The 22,836-nt window shown below is 72.0% G+C and carries 13 protein-coding genes; all 13 read right to left on the bottom strand.

Going from position 1 to position 22,836, the window contains the following annotated elements; translation table 11 throughout:
* Positions 1–48: 48 nt before the first annotated feature.
* Complete coding sequence (locus ACIO3P_RS07710) at positions 49–2,268, bottom strand: hypothetical protein (protein WP_401848555.1); 2,220 nt, start codon at positions 2,266–2,268, stop codon at positions 49–51.
* Entirely contained in the window at positions 2,265–6,230 is a 3,966-nt protein-coding gene (locus tag ACIO3P_RS07705; protein ID WP_401848556.1) for a putative baseplate assembly protein, read from the bottom strand. Before ACIO3P_RS07705 ends, ACIO3P_RS07710 begins: the two co-directional genes overlap by 4 nt.
* Positions 6,227–9,496 carry a putative baseplate assembly protein gene (locus ACIO3P_RS07700; protein WP_401848559.1) on the bottom strand — a complete coding sequence of 1,090 codons (3,270 nt, stop codon included), beginning with the start codon at positions 9,494–9,496 and terminating at the stop codon, positions 6,227–6,229. The genes ACIO3P_RS07705 and ACIO3P_RS07700 overlap by 4 nt, the downstream gene beginning before the upstream one ends.
* Positions 9,493–9,876, bottom strand: a complete 384-nt coding sequence (locus ACIO3P_RS07695) for a GPW/gp25 family protein (RefSeq protein ID WP_329827936.1) — start codon at positions 9,874–9,876, stop codon at positions 9,493–9,495. The genes ACIO3P_RS07700 and ACIO3P_RS07695 overlap by 4 nt, the downstream gene beginning before the upstream one ends.
* Positions 9,873–10,220: a hypothetical protein gene (locus ACIO3P_RS07690; RefSeq protein ID WP_401848560.1), complete on the bottom strand. Its 348-nt coding sequence runs from the start codon at positions 10,218–10,220 to the stop codon at positions 9,873–9,875. Before ACIO3P_RS07690 ends, ACIO3P_RS07695 begins: the two co-directional genes overlap by 4 nt.
* Positions 10,221–10,330: 110 nt before the next feature.
* The gene (locus tag ACIO3P_RS07685; RefSeq protein ID WP_329827934.1) at positions 10,331–10,855 is read right to left on the bottom strand and encodes a phage baseplate assembly protein V; all 525 of its coding nucleotides are present in this window, start codon (positions 10,853–10,855) and stop codon (positions 10,331–10,333) included.
* Positions 10,856–10,889: 34 nt separating this feature from the next.
* Positions 10,890–12,029 (bottom strand): hypothetical protein, encoded by a 1,140-nt coding sequence (locus tag ACIO3P_RS07680; RefSeq protein ID WP_329827933.1) that lies wholly within the window; start codon positions 12,027–12,029, stop codon positions 10,890–10,892.
* Positions 12,022–12,384: a hypothetical protein gene (locus ACIO3P_RS07675; protein ID WP_401848563.1), complete on the bottom strand. Its 363-nt coding sequence runs from the start codon at positions 12,382–12,384 to the stop codon at positions 12,022–12,024. Before ACIO3P_RS07675 ends, ACIO3P_RS07680 begins: the two co-directional genes overlap by 8 nt.
* Positions 12,385–12,390: 6 nt before the next feature.
* Positions 12,391–13,083, bottom strand: a complete 693-nt coding sequence (locus tag ACIO3P_RS07670; RefSeq protein ID WP_329827931.1) for a hypothetical protein — start codon at positions 13,081–13,083, stop codon at positions 12,391–12,393.
* An 18-nt stretch (positions 13,084–13,101) separates the two neighbouring features.
* Positions 13,102–13,788 carry a hypothetical protein gene (locus ACIO3P_RS07665; protein WP_401848565.1) on the bottom strand — a complete coding sequence of 229 codons (687 nt, stop codon included), beginning with the start codon at positions 13,786–13,788 and terminating at the stop codon, positions 13,102–13,104.
* A gap of 15 nt (positions 13,789–13,803) precedes the next feature.
* Positions 13,804–20,496, bottom strand: coding sequence for a DUF4157 domain-containing protein (locus tag ACIO3P_RS07660; RefSeq protein WP_401848566.1), 6,693 nt, complete (start codon positions 20,494–20,496; stop codon positions 13,804–13,806).
* On the bottom strand, positions 20,493–20,813 hold the full coding sequence (locus tag ACIO3P_RS07655) for a hypothetical protein (protein WP_401848568.1): 321 nt from the start codon (positions 20,811–20,813) through the stop codon (positions 20,493–20,495). The genes ACIO3P_RS07660 and ACIO3P_RS07655 overlap by 4 nt, the downstream gene beginning before the upstream one ends.
* Positions 20,804–22,831: an ATP-binding protein gene (locus ACIO3P_RS07650; protein ID WP_401848570.1), complete on the bottom strand. Its 2,028-nt coding sequence runs from the start codon at positions 22,829–22,831 to the stop codon at positions 20,804–20,806. Before ACIO3P_RS07650 ends, ACIO3P_RS07655 begins: the two co-directional genes overlap by 10 nt.
* Between the last annotated feature and the right edge of the window lie 5 nt (positions 22,832–22,836).

Here is a 22,836-nt window from a genome sequence, read left to right as displayed (position 1 = left end):
AGTTCGGTATGACATGGGGCGGTGGGTGCGGAGGCGGGTGGGCGGCTTTCAGGTGACGCGGAAGATCCCGGCGTCCGTACCCGCCGGGGTGTACTCGGCGAGCCGGGCCCGCAGGCTGTCCAGGCGCTGCGGCTGGTACAGGTCGTGGAAGGCGCCCATCTCGGAGCCGTCCTCCGCGCCCCGCCCGATCTCCTCCGCGCACCCGTCCGCGAGTTGCCCGTACGCGGGTGTCCCGTACCGCTCGCTCGTGAACAGCGGCCGTACGAGCCGCGCGTTCTCCCCGCCCACCAGATCCGGCTGGCAGCGGTGGCGCCGCGGGGTGCGCGAGCCGGGCGGCACGTACGAGAACCGCATACAGCCGACACCCCGCCGGGCCACCCGGACCACCCCCGTGAAGATGCTGTTCTCGGCGGTCCCCACCGCGTGCGTGTGGATCTCGCCGATCACCGTGGTGCGGTGCGCGTGCAGGACGGCGTGGGCGTGGCGGCAGTCCGGCGCTGACAGGGCGGCCCGGTCGTGGCCGGTGGCGTCGAGGACGCTGTCGCGGATGTGCAGGGCCAGCGGGTCGTGCCGTACCTCGTCGCCGATCACCTCGATGGTGCCCAGGACGCACCGCTCGATCGCCACGCACGCGGTGGTGCGGTCCAGCACCAGGCTCGGCTCCTCGGGGGAGTGCGGCGCGCAGTGCGGCTCCAGCGACCAGCCGGGCACGAGCGTGCAGTGCCGCAGGACGAGCGTGCCGAGGGGCCCGGAGACGTGGAGACCGCGTCCGGTGATCAGCAGACCGTCCAGCACGATCCGCGGCGCCGCCGGCCGTCCTGGCCGTGCCGGGTCGCCGCCCGTGCGGTCCCCGTCGTCGTCCTCACCGGCCTCTCTATTGGCCTCCCTGGCACGGATGTTGAGCGCGTCGGGCCGGTTGCTGTACCAGTCCAGCAGCCGGATCACCGGCCGCGCGCCCTCCGCCGCCCGTACCTCCAGGCGGTCGCCGGGATCCAGCTCGAAGTCCAACTGCTCCTGGTACGCGCCGCTGTGCGTGATCTCGATGACGCCGTCGGGGCCGCACCGCCCGCCGCGCCGGTCTTCGCGCCACGCGCCGTACGCGTCCATGATCCGCTGGTACGCACGGCCCGGCCCGACCTGGTAGACCGTCGCCGTGACCGGCGTCTCGCGGTCGCGCGGGTACTCGCCGCCGCCCGTGTCGTCGGAGAACGCGGTGTGATAGCTGACCCACACGCCCTGGCGGGGCGCGGAGCGCGCCCCGAACGCGATCCGGCCGAGCACCGGGTCGACGGCCACCTGCCCGCGCGCGGGGCGGTAGCGCCAGTCGGTCAGGTCCGCCACGACGAGGTCCGACAGCGGCACCGGCTCCTTCCCGCCGTCGCGCCGGATCGTGAAGCTCTTCCCGGGCCCGTAGTAGTCCACGAGCCGGTCGGCGAGCTGCCTGCGGCGGATGTACGCGGGGACGTGGTCGACCGTCGCGACATGGGTGGGCGACGGCTCGGGCACCGGTTTGGTCACCAGCGGGGTGTCGTTGCCGAGGATCGAGAACGTGTAGAGGTTGCGGGCCCGGTCGACGCAGTACGCGGGCGCCGCGGTCACCTGGTGCGGCTTCAGCCGCCATACGAACAGCCCCACCCCGGCAGGGGAGTTGCCGCCAGGGCGGCGCGCCGAGCCGGCCCGCCGTACTTCCGCGGTCCGAGCCACCGCGCCGAAGGGACCGCCCGCCAGATCCAGCGCGGCGCCGTCCCGTACGTCCGCGAGCCGGCCGCGCTCCAGGCGGCGGGCCCGGGTGGCGTCGGTCGCGGCTCCGTACAGCTTGACGGGCTGGTGGTGCGCGACGAGCCGGGAGAGCTCCACGGCCCGTGACGGCCAGCCGGCCACCCCCGTGGCCAACTCCTCCAGCAGGGCGAGGGTGCCCTTGCGCCGCCGGTTGGCGACGGTCGCCGCGACATCGCGGCGCGGCGCCAGCGCCTCCGCGAGACGCTCGCGCGCGTCCACGTCGTCCCGGGCGCCGAGTCCTGGCGCCGGTACGCGCTCGTAGCCCGGCAGCGGGGTGTGGCCGACCAGATCGCCGAGGTACGGCAGCACCCACGGCGCCGCGGTCTCCACGAACCAGTCCTCGTACCCCTGCTCGACCCCGTCCCGTACCCGGTCCACCTGTTCGGCGATCACCGCGAGCAGGGCGCGCAGCGGCTCACCGTCCTCGGCGTCGCGCAGCCGGTGCCACTGCGGAAGCAGCTCCGCGAGCCCGTCCGGTTCCCTGCTCATGCGGTGACCTCCGTCAGAATCAGTGTGTCCGCGACCTCCGGCGTCAGCACGGCGAGCTGCGCGGGCCTGATGCCCCGGAAGACCACCACCACCCGCCCCTTCGCCAGCCGCCGGGTATCGGTGATGTCCGGGTTCAGGCGCAGCAGTTCGGCCAGCGCCATGCCGTACCGCGCGGCGACCAGGGTGAGGGTCTCGCCGTCCGTCGCGGTGACGTGGTGGGTGTCCACGTCGTACGTGGCGGACCGCGCCGGGACCGAGGAGCGCGGGCGGCCCAACTCGCCCGCGAGTCCGGCCAGTCCGTCGGCGGTGACCGACGCGGGCACCCCGGTGAGGACATCGACGTCGACATGGTCCACACCGGGCACCCGGTGAGCGGTCGCCAGGACCTCGGAGAGCTGGACGGGACGCCCCAACTCCCGCCGCCCGCTGCCGAACGCGTACAGCAAGGTCTGCCGCAGCCGGGGCTCGACCACGCTCCAGGTGTGGTCGGGGGCCACCTTCACCCGTGCCGCGAGCAGCAACAGCACCAGCTCGCGCACGTCGACCCGGACCGGGAGGCGCGCGTCGCCGTACCGTACGAGCGAGGAGCGCAGCGCGCGCAGCACCTCGGAGTCCTCGGCGATCGCGATGTCGTCGGTCCCCGCGACCGTCAGATGCAGCACGCGGCGCCGGCCGTCGAAGATCTCGCGGGCCGCCGCCCGGCCGATGCCCGCCCGTGAGCGGGCGAAGTCCTCGTAGTCCTTCAGGGAGACGAGACGGTCGAGCGCGGAGACCGCGAGAGGGATCGTGCGGCGGGTCGGACCGGGCCCGTCCCCGTCCGCGCCGCCCGTCGCGGCCAGCGGATTGGTCACGGCGGTGATGCCCAGCGGCCGGGTGATCGCCTGGGTGATCCGGTGCGCGGGAACATTGGCGGCGCGGCCGGTGCCGAAGCGGTAGCGAGCCCGTACGTTCTCGTGCCCGGTGGGCAGCCGCGCGCCGAACACCCCGTCGCCGAAGGTCACCGTCGGGCGGCCGTCCGCGTCCGTCCCCGACACGTACACCCGGTCCCGCGGCCCGTGTCCGGCCAGGCTGTCCACCTCGTGCCAGAGCAGCCCGTCGACGCGCACCTCCAGGGTCGGGACGGCGCCCAGCGGATTGTCGGCGGGCAGCCAGGTCAGCGGCGACTGCCAGAGCGTGAACGTCTGGTGGATCCGCTCCGCGTCGCCGTTGCCCAGCGGCTCGTCACGGCTCTCGCCGCGCGTCGCCGGGACCACATTGCCCTGGACACGCACCGTGTCACGCCGGTAGCGGTGGGCCAGATCGGCCGTGAGCGTCAGCGTCGTACGGACCTGGTCGCCGGGCAGCAGCGGGTCGAGACGCTGCTCCACCGCGGCGATCACCGCCGGCTCCGTGCCCCGCACCCCGGCCGTACCGGGGATGTCGGTGCGCTCCCCGGACACGACGAGATGGCGGCCGGGGGTCAACCCGTCGTAGAGGGCGTCGAGTTCCAGCTCGTTTCCGTGCACGTCCGCACCCAGTGGCTCGTCGGCGAGGCGCAGCGGCTCGCCGCCCGTGTGCACGACGGTGTCCCGGATCGTGGAGAGCAGCACGTCGTGCGCGTCGAGCCACGGATCCGCGAGGGTCAGCTCGGTGCCCCGCCCCGTGATGCCGTAGTCGGTGTACACGGTGGTGCGTACGGCGGTGACCCTGGTCGTGACGTACGAGAGCTTCGGGTCGCCGGGGATCCCGTCGGGGCCCGTGGCGCCCTTGCGGGGACGCTCGACGGCGACCCAGCTCCCGACCGTGACGCCGTCCTGCACGGAGTCGAGCGGCAGGAGGTGGCGGCGGGGCTGCTCGGGGACGGTCGCGATGCCGATCTCGACATTCGCCGGCTCGCCGCCACTCGCGTAGCGGACGGTCAACTCATACCCCTCGTGGGCGATTTGCCGACGCTCGCCGGGCGCCAGTGACCACTCCTTCGGCTCGCCGTTGTGGACGGTGACCCGGACGCGTCCGTCGTCCCCGGGGAGGGAGACGAAGAGGGTCCGCTCGGGGAGACCGGGCAGCAACCGGGCGGTGAAACCGGGCTGTTCGGGCTCGGCGCGGTCGCCACGGTCGCGGCTTTCGGCGTTGTCGCCGCTGTCCGTGCCGTCGTCGCTGTCCGTCCCGTCGCCGGTGCTCGGCGCAGGGCGGCTGCTCAGGGCGACCTGGCCGGGCCCGAGGTCGACGGTCTTCTCGGCGGGGAGGCTCTCCGACGTCTGCACCGAGGAGCCGTGCTCCGTGTGCTGCAACTCGGCCCGCACCTGCACCTTGCCCGCCGTGTCGAACACCACCCGCACGGTGGTCAGCGCCGATCCGGTGAGCGGCCAGTCCGTCTGGCGGATGACCCGGCCGCGCTCGTCCTGCACGGGCTGGAGCGGCGCCGTGGCCCCGAAGGGGGCGGCCGTCACCCGCAGCGCCTGGAGTTCGCGCAGCAGCGGGACGGTGACATCCGCGGCGGTGGCCACCGGGGAGGCGCTCCGCCATGCCGTGTACAGGCCGTCCGCCACCCGTGGATCGAGCGCGGCCAGCAGCCGCGCCCCGAGGTCGGAGCCGGGCGCGAGGAGGTGCCCGGGGTCGTGCGACGGAGCGCGGCGCCCGGTCGGCGGCTTCGCGGCGCGGGTGCGCAGCGCGGGGAGTACGGAGCCGAGCGCCCGCAGGGCGGCCCCGGTCGTGGCCCCGGGGGTGGCGGGCCGGGCGTGCTGGCTGAACTGGTCGGGCTGCTTTGACCGTTCCGACCGTTCCGGCTGCTCCGGTGGGTCAGGCTGGTCCGGTGGGTCGGGTTGGTCGGGCTGGGTGGTGTCCAACTCGGCTGCCCGCTCGGCCAGTTCACCCACCACTGCGGCCAACCGCTCGAACCAGGCGGCGACCTCCTCGTAGGCGGCGGCCACGGCCGCCGCCTCGACCATGCGCTCGTGCGGATCCACGAGCCGCCGTACGAGCCGCGCCGGAGTGGTGATCCCGGGCAGATCCGTGCGCAGCGGCGCCAGCACCTGGTCGTCGAAGTCCGAGATGATCCTGCTGACGGGGCGCGGATTGGGGTTGTCCGGGGAGGGGGCGCCGTCCTCGGTCTCCCGGTCGTCCTCGGTGATCCACTCGCGCAGCTCGGCCACGAGTTCGGTGAGCGAGGGCGGCGGGGACTCCGGCAGCGCGATCGCCGTCACGTCGTCCTCGCGGTCGATCCGGACCCGCGCGACCGGCAACAACAGCGGCTGTCCGCCCTGTCCTTCGCCCGAACCCGAACCCGAACCCGAACCCGAAGCCGTACCGAAGACGAACAGCAGCTTGTCGCCGGTCCGGAGCGAGGTGTCGGTCCCCGCGACCTGGATCTCGGACCGCTTCCGCAGATCGTCCGGGGTGAGCAGCGCCGGCCGGCGGCGGCGTACCGCGAGTTCGTTCCAGGCGGCGCGCGCCGTGAGGTCCGCACTGGTCTCGAACGCCTGCGACTCCTCGTCCGCGGTGGCGGGCACACTGTTGGCGCGCGCCCCACGGGGGATCAGCACCGGCAGGTCCTCGGCGCGCGGGTCGCGGTCCAGTGTGTACGCGAGGTGGGTGTCGGCGGCGATGCCCGGCCGGGGCCGGTGCCCGACCAGCCGCCCGAGCAGCGCCAGGGAACGGTGTTCGTTCGCCGTGCGCAGATACCCCTCGTCGGCCGCGCGCTCGCTGTGGAACGTCAGCAGATCGCCGACGACCGCCGAGGCGTCCAGCAGGCCGATCGCCGGGTCGTCCGGTGTGCGGACGGTCAGCCCGCGCAGCGCCGGGTAGGCCGGGGAGGCGAGCCGGTCGAGCATGGCCGCGAGGAACGAACCGTACGTGCCCACGCGGTAGTTGAGCGCGGTGCGGCCCGGCGGGTTGTACAGCGCCTCGGGCGCGTACCGCTCGTCGTGGCCACCGCCACCGCCACCGCAGTCGCAGCCGCAGTCGGTTCCAGGGATGCCGCTCATCGGGCACCTCCGCCGAGCTCGATCGACAGGCGGCCGTTCTCGGGCCGGTCGGGGTCGTTGTCGCAACGCGCGATCTCCAGCGGTCCGAGCCGCAGCACGCCGTCCTCCAGTGCGGTGTCATCGAGGGGGTCTCCGTGGAACAGCCTGCGCAGCCGGGTCACCCGGACGCTCTCCACGCCCTGTACGCCCGCCGCCACGGCCACCAGCCGGCTCAGCCGGACCGGATCGCCGAAGGACAGCGCGTCAGGATGGAAGAAGCCGAGTCCGCCGCCCGGCAGCCGCCGGCCGCCCAGCAGCCGGTACAGCTCGGCCAGGATCTGCCCGTGCTGATGGCCCGGTGCGGCACACACCGCGAGGCCGACATCCAGCGGTACGGTGCGCGCGGGGCCCACCACCAGGTCGTGACCGATCCGGCGGAAGCTCTCCAGCGCGTACGACACGGAGTCGAGCAGCTCGGCCGAGGGCTCACCCGCGCCGAGCGCGTCGACGGCGACATGCGCCTCCCGCACACTCCCGGTCCAGCGGATCTCCGCCGCAGCGCGCTGCACCCCGGGCAGGGTCGTCGCCAGCGCCGCGTAGTCCTCGGCGGTGACCGCGCGCAGCCGCGCACGCTTCAGATCGAGCGGGGCCAACTGGCGTACCTGGTCCATCGGTTCGGGATCCGTCCCACCGACGGCGGGCAGCGGGTTGCGTACCGCGCGCACCGACGTCGGATCCTGGTCGCCGGGGGAGTTCCCGGAGGTCTCCGGCGCGTCCGGATCACGGCACAGCACAAGATGGTTGATGGCCTCGGCCCCGACATTGCCCGCGGTCCCGCCGCCGAGCCGGTAGCGCGGCTCCAGCCGGGCGCCGGGCCGTGGCCGGGCACCGTACCGCCCGTCGCCGAAGCGCAGCGCGATCCGCCCGTCGTCCTCCAGCTCGCCCACGAAGTGCCGGTCCCGTGGCCCGCTGCCGAGCAGGTCCCGGCGCGGCGCCCAGAACGCGTCGCCGTCCTTCACCCGTACGGCGGGCAGCGCGGCCCGCGGATCCTGTACGAGGGCGGCGGCGGGGCCGTGCAGCACCGGATCGGCCGGGTGCAGTCCGACCGCGTACTCCGGGCCCCAACTGTGCTCGATCTCCCAGGAGATGGAACCGTCGAGCACCGCGCCCGCGCGGGCCCGCGCGCTCAGCACCTCGATCCGGCGCAGCTTCGCGGCCAGCAACCGCTCACTGCGGTGCAGCAACTCGCGCAGCGCGCGCACCGGATGGCGGCGCAGCTCGAAGCGCTCCAGCACCCGCAGCCCGAACAGCACAGTCAGCTCCTGGACTTCCGGCTCCGAAAGTCCGTCGTGGTCGCGGGCGCTGCGCCACAGCTCCACGAGCCGCTGCCGGGCGTGGCCCGGGATCGCCGCCAGCCGGTCGGCCTGCCCCGCCGAGACATGCCGGGGCTCCGGGAACGGTACGGACTGGACGACGGGGGAGCGGTGCAGCACCGGCCGGAAGCGCGGCGCGATACCCGGGTAGGTGACCTGGGCCAGCAGCGCCGCCAGCGCCTCGGCCTGGGCGTACGCGGTGCCGGGGACGACCTTCTCCCGCTTGCGGCCCGCCTGTTCCAGCCCGATGCCGACACGTTCCGTGGCGGCGTCGCCGACGACGGTGAACAACTCCCGTACCTGGTGCGGCGTGAGGGACTGTCCACCCCGCGTCCGGTCGAGCAGGGAGGTGAGGAGCATGGCGGGTGCGTTGCCCTGGTCGGGCTCCCAGCAGCCGAATCCGGCGGGCGTGCAGGACCCGGGAACGGCGGGCGCGGGCGGCACGACCATCGTCTCGCCCCTGCCACCCTCGCCCCTGCCACCCTCGCCGCAGTCCCCGTCCCCGTCCCCGTCTCCGGCGCCGAAGGCCAGGGACCGGCCGTGGTCGACGAGCACGACATTGCCGCGCGCCACGCTCACGTCCTCGACCGGCCCGCAGCGCGGTCCGCCGCGCGTGGCGAGGCGTACGGGGAAGCCGAGCGCGTCCCGCGCCGCCCACGTCACCTCCAGCACGGGCTGATCCGCCAGCCGGTCCACGGCGGGGGTGACGGACAGGAGCCGTACGGCCTGCCGGTGCGCGGGGTCGGCGTCACCGGGCGTACCGGTGCGCGCTCCCCGTACCTCCTCGATCAGCAGCAGATCGCCGGGCGACAGATCCAGTGCACGCGCCGAGCACTCCTCGTCCGTCCACGCGTCCCGCAGGGTGGCGGAGACGGCGCCCCGGGGCAGCGAACACACCTCGCCGCCCCAGGTCCAGAAGCGGATGGTGTTGTGTTCCGGCCGCAGTACGAGCGGCGCCGTGTCCTCCGGCGCGTCCTCGGGGACGACCGGCTCGAAGATCTCCACCGACCCGCGCTCCTCCAGCACGGCCAGCTCCCGGTCGTCCAGGACGGTGCCGGTCTCGGGCCGGTCGCGCGGCCCCAGCCGCCGTACGTCGACGGCCGCGAAGCGGAACGTCCCCGGAGCCAGCGCGAGTTCACGTACGGTCTCGACGGCCACGAACGCCCGTGCGTTGACACCGTCGTGCATCGGATAGTCGATGAGCCGTACATGGCGGCGCACCGAGACCCGGCGGCGGGCCGTGTCGAGATAAGCCTCCGTGGCCACCGCGTCCTGCTGGTAGCTGATCACATCGGCCGTGTGGGCGAGGAGTTCGACCAGTGTCGTCCCGAGATCGGCGGCGTTGCGCTCGACCCAGCCGGGCGTGGTCAGCGCCAGCCGGTCCAGGATCACCTTGCGGATCGAGTCGTAGTCGCGCGCCACGTAGTCGATGAGGGGCGCCGCGCCGATGCCGGGCCCGGGGTGGGGGTCCGGCGCCTCGTCCACGTCCACGCAGTCGAAGGGCGTCGGGCAGCCGGCCCGGAAATCGAATCCGGCGGAGAAGTACCGCTGGTCGAAGCCGGGGAACGGCTCGGTGCCCGGCCGTCCGTACGGGTCCGTGTCGACGAGGGAGAGCCGGTAGCGGGAGGTGTCCCCGGTCCGGTCGAGCGTGACGAGGAGCCGGTCGTCGAGCTCCGGATCCTCCTCGCGCTCGACGGAGACGTCCACGGCCTCGATGCCGGTGATCCGCCGGCCGCCGTCGATCCGTACGTTCTCCGGACACACGCCGTGCGGAGCCTTCCCGAGGAAGGTGACGGTGAGCGTCAGCCCGTCGTCACCGACCTCGACCGCGTCCACACCGCCGAGCCGCGCGGCCCGTACCCTCGCGCGCCGTCCGTCCGTCCGGCACTCCACCTGGCCTTCGGGCCCGCTCATGCCGGACCACTCCCCTCGAACACCTCGTCGCGACGGCTCGCGGTGGAGCGCACCACGTACCGCAGATGCACCCGCACCACGTTCTCCTCGCTGATCACGTCCAGGGCCTCCACCTCGATCAGTTCACCCAGCCAGCGCTGGAGCGACGCCTGCACCGACAGCTCCACCGCGGAGGCGAGTTCGGGGCTGTTGGGCGTGAAGACCAGATCGAGCAGCCCGCACCCGAAGTCGGGGCGCATCACCCGCTCACCCGGGCTGGTGAAGAGCAACTGCTCGATGAGGTCGCGCACATGGTCGTCGTACGCGGCGTGGGCGGTACGCCCCCGGCGGTCGACCCGGAACGGGAAGGCGATGTCGCTCCGTACGGTGCCGTTCCTCATCGCGAGCTCACCGCCCGGCTCGTCGGCGCGGTCACGACCGGCGGCCCCTGCGGCACGAGCGCGGCGCTGAAGCAGAGCGCGGACGTGCTGTCCAGCAGCACGGGCGAATCGTCGATCCGTACGCTGTCGTCGCCGTGGCCCGGCGTCCAGCGGACCGTGACGCACGGGTACGGCACACGGTCGACGGTGTGCCGGCAGCCGGTGACGGTGAACGTGTCGGTCGCCGCGGGCACGGGCAGGCCGTCGAGCCGTACACCGGACGACGCGCCGGAGGCGGGGGTGACCCGGCCGCCGTGCGGACAACTGATGGCGGAACCGGTGGTGATGAGATTCCCGGACAACATGTCTCTCCCCGTCGCAGTGCTCTTCGTCGCTGTGCCCGTTACCGCTGTGCTCGTCGCCTCTGTGCTCATTGCCTCTGTGCTCGTCGCTGCCGCGCTCGTCGCTGCTGCGCTCATCGCTTCTTCGGCACGGTCAGCCGGCCCCCGTTGATGCTGACCTCGTCCCCGATCAACTCGATCGTCGCGCCACTGCCGTTGCCGACGGTCACGCCCCTCTCGTCGATCCGGATGTACGCGCCGCCCCTGGCCTCCAGCAGAATCCCGGTGCCGCCGGGCACGTCCGACATCACCAGCTTGTGGTTGCCGGGGGTCTGGATCACCACGGGCTGCGAGGCGGGCAGTTCGGCACTGGCCAGCGGCGGCAGCTCCGACACGTCCCCGTACCAACACCCGGTCCAGATGGGGAAACTGGGATCCCCCTGCTCGAACTCCACCCACACGCCCGCCCCGATCTCCGGGACGACGTACTGCCCCGACTGACGCCCGGTGAACGGCAGACAGGGCATCGCCCAGGTGGACGCCTCGTCGCCGAGCACGTCCGGCACCTGCGCCGTGACCCTGCCGATCCGCAGCGGATCCCTGTTGTCGATCACCCGGCCCCGGAACTTGCCGAGGAAGCGGTTGTTCGGTGCCGCCATACGCTGTAGCTCCTGGTCTGATCCCTGGCGTCCACTACGGACGGACGGTGGTGCTCCGGGCGATGAGTCCCTCGCGGGAGAGCGTGAAATTCTGCTGGTACGAGCCGGGCCTGAGGGTGTGGGTGACGGACTTGACGTAGTAGTCCCCGTCGTACGTCACCCCGGCGCCGCGCACCCCGACCAGCTCGCGCGGGCGCAGGATGTAGCCGTGCCGGTTCACATCCAGCGACCCCGACCCGGAGATGGCATCGGCGGACATCGCGGCGCGCGCCAGGGCCTCCGCCTCGGCCTGCCCCGGGTCCTTCTTGGCGGTGCCGGAGAGCGTCCTGCGCTTGAGCGCGGGCGTGGCGCGGCGGCCCAGGGGCGGGCGGAGCGGACTGATGTCGGGCTGGGCGAGCAGGGTCACGTCCCGGGTACGCGGGTTCTGGACGCGGGCCTGCGGCTCCTCGCGGGCGGTCCCGTCGTACGCGAACGTGAGCTGGTCGACGGTGGAGTTGTTGTCCATATTGACGTTGAGCGCGTGCTGCCGCTGCCCGAGGCGCTGCTCGGGCCCCCAGAACGCGACGGACCGCCCGGGACGCGGCCCGGGTTCGAGGTAGAACGTGAACCCGTTGGCCCTGGCCAGGTCGTTCACGTACTGGAGATCGGTCCCGGTCTGGTAGTCCACCCGCCACTGCTCGCGGGGCGGTTGCTGCACCTGCTCGCGGATGATGCGCGTATCGATCCCGTAATCCGCGTACTTGGCGAGGATCCGCTCGACGCGCTGGGAGGGCGCGAGATTGGGGTACCGGTCGGTGCGCTCCTCCAGATCCATCAGCAGGGTGAGGTCCTCGCCGGTGACGGTGAGCGTCGTCTGCCCTGGCTGATTGCTGGCCCCGACCTCCTGCCGCACGATCAGCCCGTCGAGCAGCACCGTGGAGACGCCCTTGACGGACGCCGTGACGATCACCCGGGTCCGTGGGTCGAAGAACCCCTCGGGCAGCAACCGCCGGTTGATCACCCCGGTCTTGGTCAGATCGAACGCGATCTGGAAGCCGCTCCGTTCCCCGGCGGTGGTGGTGATCTGCGCGGACAGCAACGCCTCACCGACCTCGGCGGGCACGGGTCGGGTGAGCTTGGGCCCCATGTGCAGGGTGAGATGTACGGGCCCGTTCCCGACCGGCTCGTCAGCCACGGCCACCCCCGGGGAACCCGCCCGGCAGCGGAACATCGATACGCCGGCCGGGCTCGGCGGTCAGCTCACGCGGATCGAGCACGGGGTTCGCGTCGGCGATCTGCCACCACTGCCCGGGATCACCGAAGTACCGCTGCCCGAGATGATCGGGCCGCTCACCACTGCTGACGGTGTGCGTCGCGACCGCGTCCTCCGCGTTGTCCAAGGCAGGCAGCAACCGCCGCTTGGCGTACCGCACTTCGGTCCCGTCGGCCTGGACGTGCACCCCGATCCCGACGTCGTGGTACCGACTGCCGCGGGGGTACGGATGGGCCCCGGGTATCGCGTCGAGGGCGCTCTCGTACGGCTCGATCATGACTGCCTACCTCCCGATCCCAGCGCTGAATCCCACGCCACCACTCAGCCCGAGACTCCCGAGCTGCCCACCCACCGCGGCGGCGGCGAGCCGTTCCTTCTGCGCGAGATGCGCGAGATACAACTCGGCCCCGCGATGCCCGGCGGGCAGATCGCTGACGGTGAGCACCTTGAGCCCGATGCTGAGGCTCGCCCGGATGGGATTGAGGTTCACATCGAAAGCCGACTCGTTGACGGACAGCTCGGTCAGCCGCACCGGCATCACCCGCTTGCTGCCCCAGGTGAAGAGGGTGAGCGGCGTCTCGATCGGACTGATCTCGATGGTCCCGTTCTGCGCGAGCCGCGAGGCGGCGCGGAGCTGCGCGGTGGTGGGCTGCACGAGCATTTCGAGCACGGCGAGCTGAGGATGAATCCCGTCGGGCGCGGCGACCTCGAACTGATCGGTGGCGTCGATCTCGGCGGTGAACTTCCACGTCTCCTGCGCGGGCCCCTTGAGCCGCAGGGCCTCGTTCCTGTCCCCGCTTCCGCTGCCTCCACCACCGGAATCCCCGCTGCCGCCGGCGGCCTGGGGCGAGACGGAGCGTTCGAGGGTGTCGGGGTTGAACTGCAGCACGATGATGCGCTGCGGGGTGCCGCGCTCGGGGTCGACGATGACGATGCCGGAGCGGATGGGCTTGGGTATGTCGGCGTAGCGGGTCATGGGTTTCCTTTCCGGGATTTAGCGCAGGCGTTCGGCGAGGCGAGCAGCGAAAGGGGCATAGTCATATTGAGGGAAGATTTCTGGAAAGATCTGCAACATGTCCTGGATGTTCTCCGCTGCGCCTTGGAAATCGATGTCGCGCAGAGAGACATCGGTGAAAAGATATTGCCAGCCATATGTTCCTTTGGTGGCGAGCAAGGCATCCATGTACTCGGCGTATCCCAGATCCATGCGAAAGACGCCACGAGTGGCGTGGTAATACCAGACCTCGGGTGAGTTCATCCCTGGGTTGATGCGCAATGCGGCCAAGGTTCCGCCGCCGCCACGTGGCTGTTCGTCGAAGGGGCGAAGCGCGGCGCAGAGAGCTCGTTCCTGGTCGGAGGGCTCATCGGTCGCCGGGTCGACTCCGGTGTTGAGCATGACGCCGGCGAGGTGCGCAAGGGAGAACTCGCCCGTCAGGTAAACACCCGGGCGCTCGGCAGCCCAGTGACTCGAGAGACCTTCGAAGCGCAGGTAACTGCGATGCAGTGATGGATCCAGTACCACTCCTTCTTCTTCGGCGATCATGGCGAAGGCTTCCGTGGCATCTCCTACCAGTTCCTCGATCGGCCCTCGCTCCTCGTACAGGACGTCCACGTCGGAAGCGCCCTGCAGCTCGTCGAGCATGGCCAGGAAGCGCTGTTCGTAATCAGTCAGATCGGACACAGAAATTCTCCGGGGTCAGTTGTATCGAAGTTCGCTCTGCCTGGTGGCAAGCTTCTGAAGGTCTGTATCGAAACTCGCCAGTTGTCCGCCAGGCAGGGTCCTCTTGTACTTCGTCATTCTCAATCTGAGTGAGCGGAAATCACGGTACGGGGACTGAAGAACGACGGCCTTCGCGAAGACGGGGGTCACATGGAACGTCCGGGCGATTCTTGCGGGACTCCGGCCGTTGATGTTGAAGAGGCTGTAGCGACCCGGCTTTTCGATGTCGTCACGCACATATGACATGTGCGTCGGCTTCTTGGTCCACCGCTTATTCTTCGGCGTGTATCCACCCCATTTCATGCCGATGGATTTCGGGTAGCCGTAGTTAAGGTCCGTCCGATCATCAGAGTGGAAGGAGACCGCGACGTCGTACCAGATCATGTCCTCGCTCTTGTCGATCGCGACAGCCCTGTGGGCGGGTCCTTCCAGGCGGAAGTGGAATTTGGTGTTCACCTCGGATCCTGGTGCGGGCACCAGGTTGGATCCTCTGGCAGGGCCCGAGAGTCGCTCGGTGAGGAGGTGCATGCGCACCCAGGTCGAGTCCGTGCTGGGCAGAGTGTCCCAGCCGAGCGGATTTCCGGCGCGTGCCCTGGTGGAGACCTCACCACGAGGGATGCTCTTGTTGATACCAGTAGCCTCGAAGCCGCGTGCACGTACGTCGTCCTGGAAGGGAGGGATGACGGTCGGAAGTAGCGGAGGCTTTGGCTCGTTGGACTCTCGAAGCTCCAACAGCACGGCGAGGCGCCGCAATTCGTTGTGCAGCCGGTCACGGACGGTCAACGCTTGCCTGTAGTTAGCCGTCGTGACGGAGCTGGGCAGCCTTTTCTGCTCCAATTGCACCTGGCGAAGTGCCCCCTCTGCCTGGCTGTGAAACACATCCTGGGTCCGCCCGCGCTGGGTGTTCCTGACGGGCTCGATGTCGTTGTCCCAGCTATCCAAGTAGCTGCGAATCTCCCGGGGGTCCGAGCGGACTATCAGTTCCGCGGTCCTCCCGCGTCCTCGGTACATCAGCGTGTGAAGTTCGCCGTCCAAAGCACGGAAGCGCACCATAGGCATGGTGTAGGAGCGCGCTGGATCCTTCTGCCCCTCCTTCTGCCTTTCTCCGTGTCGGTCGCGGTCCTGCCGACGCCGCCACTGGTCCCGCAGGCGACGCAGCCGGCCGTTCAGGCGGTTGCCCAGTTTGCGGCGCGCCTTGCCGTACAGCTTGCGGGCTGCCCGACGCGCCCTGTTGACAGCCGACTTGATGGTCTGGCGGGCACGCCGGAGCGGGCGGCGGCGGGGGCGGTCCCCGGGGCGGCGGTCCTTGTCGGTGTCGCGGCGTCGGTCGTCCCTGCGGTCGTCGTCCCGCCGACGGTCGTCGGGGCGTGTGTTCCTCGGGTCGCGGTCACGGTCGCGGTCGTTCGTACGGTCCGAGTCGGGGCGCTGCCGGTCGGGGCGGAGTGTGTCGCGGGCCGGGCCCCGGCGCGTGGGCCTGGTCGTGGGGGCGTCCCGGTCCTCGTCGCGTGTCCTGCGCTCCGCGTCCCGGGTTCGCCGCCTGGCCGCGTTCACCTCGCGGCCGTCCTCGCGCCGCTCCTCGTCGTCGCGGCGCTTCTTCGGCCGTGTCGTGTGCGACGGACGGGGCTTCTTCTCCGGGGAGGAGCGTTTGCCGGGGCTGGGCTTCGGCCGGGGGCGGGAGGTTTGGTCCGGTGTCGGCTTGCGAGGCGCCGGACGGTCGGACGGCCTGTCGGACGGAGTCCGGTCCTCCGACGTCCTGGCAGGCCCGCCGTTCTCGGGCTTGTCCGGCGCGTCCGGCTGGCCCGGCCTGTCGGATCCGCCCGGCTTCTTCTTGCGGAGGTTCTTCAGCAGGTCGCCGAGCCGGTCGGCCACCTTGCCCATGAACCGGCCGACGCCCTCGATCAGGAACTGGTAGACCAGCTCCAGCAGCGCGACGACCCCCGCCGCGACCGCCTTCGCGAAGGGCAGCGCCCCGTTGCCGCTCTTGACCGACTTCAGGAAGTCCATGAAGAGCCCGAAAGCGGCCAGGATCTCGCTGAGGGCACCCCAGGCCGTCTGGAGGGCGTCGATGACGGCCATGACCCAGCCCGCGCCCGGGATGAGCCTGGCGACGACCTTCTCGACGACCAGGACGCCGATGATGAGCGGCAGTTGCGGCAGGGCCTCGTCCCAGGCCATCTGGCCCATCTCCTCGGCGGTGACCCCGCCGTCGAGGAGCGCCTGGAAGTCCTCCATCGGGATGCCGATGATCTCCTGGACCTTCTGGTTGAACCATGCCTTGACGGCGGTCTTGATCTCCTCGAAGAGGTGATCCCTCGCCCCGGTCTCCGCGGCGGCGCCCGCCTTGCTGATCCAGTCACCCGGGTCGGAGACGATGTCGTTGAAGATGGCGGCCCATTCGCCGAGCCCCTGCACGACGGCGGCGCCGAACTCCAGCGCGCCGACGGTCACCGTCTCCGCGAGGTCGACGGCCGCCAGCAGCCCCGTCTCCAGCAGGTCCAGCCCCGCGACCAGCGCGTCGCACAGGCCGTCGAGCAGCTTCCCGGCGACCTCCTTGAGGGCGTCGGCGAACTCGTTGACCTTCTCCACGGCCCAGTCACGCGCGCCGTCGATCGTGTTGCGCCACTTGTCGCGCATCGCCGGGTAGTCGGCGAGGAGTTCGTCGCCGAGGGCGATCAGGGCGTCGGCGAAGACGTTGATCTGGTCGATGACCCAGTTGCGGGCGTCGTCGATGAGCTGGAAGACCGCCTGCTTGAACTGGTCGATGACGTCGGTGACGAACTGGCGTGCCTCCTCGAACACCGTCTTGATGGCGTTCTTGAGCTCCTCGAAGAACTCCTTCAGCTTCTCGATGGCCTCTTCGAGCCAGTTGTCGGCGTCGCTCTTGCCCTCCTCCTGCTTCTCCTCGGCCTCCCGCTCCGCGTCGGTCTGTGTGTCCGTGATCCTCTGGTTGTCGTCCTCGGTGCGCTTGTCGACGTCCTCGTCGGTCTCCGTTTCCTTGTCCGTGATGTCCTGGCGGACCTTCTCGTACTTCTTGCCCTTCTTGCCGTCGATCTCCGCGACCTTGTCGTCCTGCTCCTGGCGCCAGTCGGCGCGGGAGGCGGAGATGTCGGACCTGCCCTTGTCGCGGGTGTCGGACTGCTTCTTGCCGCTGGCGTCGACCTCGCGCTTGAGGTCCCGGTCGTACTTCTCCTTGTCCTGCTGCGACTTCTCGTCCTTCGCCCCCCGCTCCTCGGCCATCTTGCCCCGGCCCTCGGTGAAGCCCGCCTGGATCTGCGGGCCGCGGTCGTGCTCGGCCACGGCGGACGCGGACTCGATCGGGACGCCGCTCCCGGACACCGACCGGGGGCCGCTCGCCTTCGCGGTCTTCTTCCCGCCGGGCACCTTCCCGGTCAGGGTCTCCCCGGGCACGTCCGGATAGATCTGGTCCTCGCCCATCGGCAGGCCCGCGTCCGTACGGCCCGACAGGTGCAGCTCGTTCTTCCGCTCGTCGAGCTTCTGGCTCTGCTCGTCCGTGCGCTGCGGATCCGAGTCGTTCTCCAGCGGCAGCCCCGGCGCGTCGCCCACCCGGGCGTTCCGCAGCCCTTCGTCCTTGGTGGGGAGCCCCAGGATCGAGTCGATCAGGTCGTCGAGCGGCAGAATCTCCTTCAGCAGTCTGCCGAAGAGCTGCGCGCCGATCGTCACGGCGATGTCCCACCAGCTCGGCTCCGGCACGTTCGAGCCCGGCAGCTCGCCTTCCGGCCTCTGCTCGCCGCTGATCTCGGGCGTACTGCCTGGGGTTGCCTGCGTACGGGCCACCTTGGCGTTGGTGTAGGCACCGGGGGCGGACACCGTCGGGCCGCCCGGGACCGTCCTCGGGGAGCCCGACGGGCGCCGGGTCTTCGGAGGCGCCTTGCGCAGCGTCGTACGTTCCTTGTCGACGGAACGGCCGACCGCCCCGTCGACCCCCTTCAGCGTCTCCAGGGCCTGGTGCGGCTTGAGTCCCGCCGCGGTGGCCAGCCCCGACTCCGGAGTGGCGTTCGAGACGTCGGGTGCCGGAGCTTCCTTCTTGGACTTCCCCGAGCCCGACCCACCGGCCCGGCCGCCGCCCCGACCACCCCGTGCGGGGGCCGGAGCCGGGGCCGGACGACCGCTTCCCCCGCCGCCTGCGCCCCGGCGGACGGTCTTGGCCGCCTTCCGGGCGGTCTGCCGCTGGGCAGGCGTCTGCTTCGACCGTGGCGCCGCCCCCGCGGACCCGGAGCGCGGCGCCCCCGCCGCCTTGGGGGAGTTGGTCTTCGCGTCCGGGCCGGCCATGGGCGTGGGGCCGTTGCCCGGCGCCAGTTCCGGGGCGGAAGCGGGCCCCGGCGTCGAGACCTTGTCCGGGCCGGTCACCGGCCCGGCCGACGTGTCAGGACCCTTGCCCTCGGTGACGTCCTGCTCAGCGGGGCCGGGGGCCGGCGTGGGTGTGGGCGTTCCCTGCGCGGTGTCTCCGCCCCCGGCCCGGTCCGTACCCGTCTCGGCGGCCCCGCCGACTCCGGCACCGGTCTCCGTCCCGGTCGGCCCGGCAGCGCCCTGGCTCTCGGCGGTACGGTCCGACTCCCTGGCCGTGTCCGTCCGGCCGCCGCCATCCGCCGCCGTGGCCCGGCTCTCCGCCGCGGCACCGGACGAGGCCGTGCCGGCTCCCTGGCTACGGGCGTCCTCACCGGCCTTGTCCAACTGCTGAGGGGCAGCCGTCTCGCCGGTCCCGGAGGCCGCCGCGCCTCCCGCGCTGTCGGCGGTACGGGCCTCCTCGTCCCGCCGTCGCGCCTCGGCGTCCTCTCCCCGTTCCTCTGCCTGCCTCTTCTCCCAGGCCGCTTCAGCGGAGTCCGCCACAGGTGCCGCGGACGGCCCCGAACCCGTCACACCCGGGCCACCTGCCCCGTCACCGCCTCCGGACCCGAGGTCCTGCTCGGCGGACGTGGCGTTCAAGAGATCCTGGATGGCCCCTGCCTCGGACTCCTCCTCCGCTTCGGGACGTGAGGGCGCCTCCTGCGCCACGTCGGAATCGGGCGCGTCCGGCACCACGTCCGGGGCTGACGCGCCAGCCGTGGAGGGAAGGCTGGGCCGAGCGGCGGTTCCCTTCTTCCGTTCCTCGACGAGGCCCGGATTCTTCGCCGCATCGGTGTATCCGACGAGGTCGATGTCGGGGACGGGCACGTTCCCTCTGGCCTCTTCCGCGTCCCCCTCAGCGTCCCGCTGCTCCTCGGCGCCGTCCTCCGCGGATTCGGACTCCAGCCCCAACGGCTCGTCGTCCGTGTCCTCTTCGTTCTCCGGGTCGCCCGCGGTGCGGGCCGTGGCCGGGTCGCCGCCTGTCCTGGCCTTCTCGCCGGGTTCGGCCCCGCTCCTGTCCACGGCTGCCGGGCCGGCCGTGGCATCCCCCTTGACGGTGGGACCCCCGGACTGCTCTTCGGCCTGCCGCGGCTCCTCCGCCGCGGCCTGTGGCTCCGGCTCCTGCGCCGCCTCCTCCGCCGGTTCCTCTGCCTCCTGCTCCTCCTGCGCGCCCGCGTCGTCCTTCGACGCGTCCTGCGCGCCGGAGGCGTCCCTGTCCTCCTGCTGGGCCTGGGACCGGTCCTGCTGCCGTGCGGCCGCCTCGTCCCGGTCCTGGGCCGCCGCCTGTTCCGGGGAGGCCGTGGACGCCCCGGCGTCGTCGGCCCCGCCCCGGCCACTCGGCGGGTCGGTCTTCCCGCCGCCGTCGGCGGGCTTCCCGTTCTCGCCCCGCGGGCCGGGCTCGCGGCCGCCGTCACCGGTGCCCTCCGCCTGTTCTCCCCACCCCTCGCCCGCCGCGCGCTCCCGCTCCCGCGCGACCTCCTCCGCCTCGCCGGGAACGGCCAACGGAGCCCCGGCCGCCCTCAGCGGCAGCGGGCCCTGCTGCTCCGTCTCGTCGACCAGGCCCAGCAGCCGGTCGAGGGCGGGGGCGGGCAGCCGTACCTCCAGCCGGTCGAGCACGCTCTCCTGCACCGTCGGTGCCATACGGGCCAGTTGGAGCCGTGCCCGGCCCGACCGGTCCTCGGGGTCGCCGCGCAGGGAGCGCATGACGCCGTTGGCCAGGCGGTCGACCAGTGTCGCGGGGTCCAGCTCCTCCATGCGACGCCGGTCGGCGTCCGCGGTGGCGTACCGCAGCCAGCCCGGTGTGGCCTGGCCCTTCTCGACCTGCGGGGCGGGCTGTTCGGCGTCGGCGGTCTCCGGGCGTACGAGCGCCTGGGCCGTCGACTCCGCCTCGCGTTCCATCGTCTCCTGCGGCAGGCTCACCGCGCCCAGGCCGCGGCCCGCGCGCAATGCGCCCAGCCCGTCCGGGTTCTGGACCGTGTGCAGCAACTCGTGTGCGAGCAGGCGCTGTCCGTCGGCCGTGCCCGGCCGGTAGGCGCCCTCGCGGAAGAAGATGTCCTGGCCCACGGCGACCGCGTCCGCGCCGAGCAGGTCCGTGAGGGTGCCCGCGTCGCGGTCGGTGTGGAGGCGTACGCGGCTGAAGTCGTGGCCGAGCTGCTCCTCCAGCTCCCTGCGTACGCTCAGGTCCAGCGGCTGGCCCGCGCCGCTGACGATGTCCTTGGGCTCGGGGGTACGGGACGCCGCCGCGCGCTCCTTGCGCTTGCGCCGTTTGGCCTCCTGCGCCGAACGGGCCTCCTGCGACGCGGCGGACGCCGACCGCGCGCTCATCGCCCGCCCCCTCGTGATCCGTCGGGCGAGGTGTACGTGGCCTCGCCGCGCCCCGAGAGCCCCGCGTGCACCGCGCGCGCCAGCGCCTCGCCCAGGCGGCGCGGCGAGGTGGTCGCGGGGAGGGGCGGCAGCCCGGTCAGGGCGTCCAGCGCCCGGCCGCCGTCCGTGGCGAGGGGAATGCCCCGGTCGTGCACGAGCCGGGCCAACTCGGCCTCGAAAGCGGCCGATACGCGCTCGGGGTCCACCCGGTCGAAGCCGTCGAGGACCAGCTCGCCGATGTCCACCCGTACGGTGCGCGGTGCCTCGTTCAGATCCATCCCTGAACCTCCGAAGGCGTCAACGAGCGGTCCAGCTTGAGGTATTCGGTGCGCGCCGCCTCCAGCATGTGACGCATCTGGAGCCGGTCGCCCTCCTCCGCCGCGAGAAAAGCGCCCGACAGCGCGATGTTGCGGATCGAGCCGCCCGCCACGGTCAGCCGGGCCAGTCGCTCGGGGTCGATGCCCTTCATCGGGGCCCGCTCGGGCAGCACCCGCCGCCAGATCTCGGCCCGTTCGGACTCGCCGGGGAACGGGAAGTCGACGACGAAGCGGATACGGCGCATGAACGCCGTGTCCAGGGCCTGCTTCATGTTGGTGGTGAGGATCGCGAGCCCCCGGTACGCCTCCATCCGCATCAGCAGATAGCTCACCTCCAGGTTGGCGTACCGGTCGTGGCTGTCCTTCACCTCGCTCCGCTTGCCGAAGAGCGCGTCCGCCTCGTCGAACAGCAGGAGCGCGCCGCCGCGTTCGGCCGCGTCGAAGACCTTGCGCAGGTTCTTCTCCGTCTCACCGATGTACTTGCTGACCACCTGGGACAGGTCGATGATGAAGAGATCCAGCCCCAGTTCCCTCGCCATCACCTCGGCGGCCAGGGTCTTTCCGGTGCCCGAGCCGCCCGCGAAGAGGGCGGTGACGCCGAGGCCACGGCGCAGCGTGGACGCGAACCCCCACTCCTGGTAGACGGTGGCCCGCTGCCGTACATGCGCCACGGTCTCCCGCAGGATCCTCAACTGCCTTTCCGACAGCACCAGATCGCCCCAGGACGCCTGTGGCTCGATCCGCCGGCCCAGCTCGTCCATGCCCATCCGGGCCTCGTCGAGACCGGCCTGCCAGGCCAGTGCGGTGGCGTTCGCGCCGTCCGCGTGCGGCAGATCCCGTACGACGGTCGCCCCGGCGGCCCTGATGAGATGCGGCGGCAGCGAGAACTGCTCCACCAGGCCGCGCAGATCGTCCTCGCAGACGTCCGGTACGCCGTCGAAGGCGTCCGCCCACACGCCGAGCTGTTCCTCGGAGTCGAGCGCCGGTACGGTGACCCGCTCCCCGCGCCGGCGCTCACTCGGCCGGGGATCGGTGCTGGAGACGCAGAGCGGTACGGCCGCGCTCTCGATGAACGCGTCCGTGGCGGCGGCCTGTTCACGGTCCAGGCTGTCCCCGGCCTCCACCAGCAGCGCGGCCGGCAGCAGCACGGCCTCGCGCTGCCAGAGCCGGGCCAGCCGGTCGCGTTCGGCCGGGGCGGCGGGCAGGTCCTCCGCCGCCAGCGCGTAGAGCCCGAGCCCCGAACGGTGGGCCGCCGCGGCGGCGATGTCGGCGCGCGAGCGCAGGTCGCCGCCGACCAGCTCGACCCGGAGCGGGGCCCGCTGCCCGGTGCCGCCCGCCCAGCCCGCAGCGACCCGGTCCGCCGCCAGCTCGTACGAGGCGGGGAGTGTGTCCGGTGCGGGCGCCCGGCGCAGCAGCCCGTGCAGCCGGGCGTCGAGGTAAGGCGAGCCGGCCAGGAAATGGAGGATGCGTTCGTCGAGGCGGAGCCGGGACGTGGTCAGCCGGGTTTCGTCGGCCGGCTCGATCAGCCGCCAGCGGCGCAGCGGAGCGACGGGCGTCAACGCGCTCCAGTGCGGTTCGATGAGCACGGCCAGGGCGAGGGAGAAGGTCGGGAACGCCCTGTCCTGGTCGCCGCAGGCCGCGGCGCAGCGGGCGCCCGTGGTGGGGTCCAGCTCCGCCGCCGCGGCGAGGAGCACGACCTCGCGTTCGAAGGCGCTGAGCCCGAAGCAGGAGGCGAGGGCTTCCAGGGTGGAGGGATGGGCCGGGTCGGTGGCGGTGGCGGTGGTGGTGTGGGACGGGTCGGGGGTGTGGGATGGGCCTGCTTCGGGCGGAGTTGGGGCGTCCTCGGGGTGCGCGCGCCGGGCGTGGGCGTCGACGCGAGCGAGGACGGAGCGTACGGCCTCGGTCAGCGCCCGGCCGTCCGTCGCCGTACCGCCGTCCGCCGCCGTACCGGTGTGCCCCGTCGGCGTGTCCGCACCCATGTGTT

It is taken from the genome of Streptomyces sp. NPDC087310 (genome assembly GCF_044744405.1).
Lineage (GTDB): Bacteria > Actinomycetota > Actinomycetes > Streptomycetales > Streptomycetaceae > Streptomyces.
The sequence above is the reverse complement of the archived record's forward strand: the minus strand, read 5'-3'. Positions and strand labels throughout refer to the sequence as shown.

What these genes read in the sequence shown, in the direction of transcription:
- ACIO3P_RS07675 (WP_401848563.1), bottom strand. Translation starts at nt 12,384, where the DNA reads ATGATCGAGCCGTACGAGAGCGCCCTCGACGCGATACCCGGGGCCCAT.
- ACIO3P_RS07705 (WP_401848556.1), bottom strand. Translation starts at nt 6,230, where the DNA reads ATGAGCGGCATCCCTGGAACCGACTGCGGCTGCGACTGCGGTGGCGGT.
- ACIO3P_RS07695 (WP_329827936.1), bottom strand. Translation starts at nt 9,876, where the DNA reads ATGAGGAACGGCACCGTACGGAGCGACATCGCCTTCCCGTTCCGGGTC.
- ACIO3P_RS07700 (WP_401848559.1), bottom strand. Translation starts at nt 9,496, where the DNA reads ATGAGCGGGCCCGAAGGCCAGGTGGAGTGCCGGACGGACGGACGGCGC.
- ACIO3P_RS07670 (WP_329827931.1), bottom strand. Translation starts at nt 13,083, where the DNA reads ATGACCCGCTACGCCGACATACCCAAGCCCATCCGCTCCGGCATCGTC.
- ACIO3P_RS07685 (WP_329827934.1), bottom strand. Translation starts at nt 10,855, where the DNA reads ATGGCGGCACCGAACAACCGCTTCCTCGGCAAGTTCCGGGGCCGGGTG.
- ACIO3P_RS07710 (WP_401848555.1), bottom strand. Translation starts at nt 2,268, where the DNA reads ATGAGCAGGGAACCGGACGGGCTCGCGGAGCTGCTTCCGCAGTGGCAC.
- ACIO3P_RS07660 (WP_401848566.1), bottom strand. Translation starts at nt 20,496, where the DNA reads ATGAGCGCGCGGTCGGCGTCCGCCGCGTCGCAGGAGGCCCGTTCGGCG.
- ACIO3P_RS07690 (WP_401848560.1), bottom strand. Translation starts at nt 10,220, where the DNA reads ATGTTGTCCGGGAATCTCATCACCACCGGTTCCGCCATCAGTTGTCCG.
- ACIO3P_RS07655 (WP_401848568.1), bottom strand. Translation starts at nt 20,813, where the DNA reads ATGGATCTGAACGAGGCACCGCGCACCGTACGGGTGGACATCGGCGAG.
- ACIO3P_RS07650 (WP_401848570.1), bottom strand. Translation starts at nt 22,831, where the DNA reads ATGGGTGCGGACACGCCGACGGGGCACACCGGTACGGCGGCGGACGGC.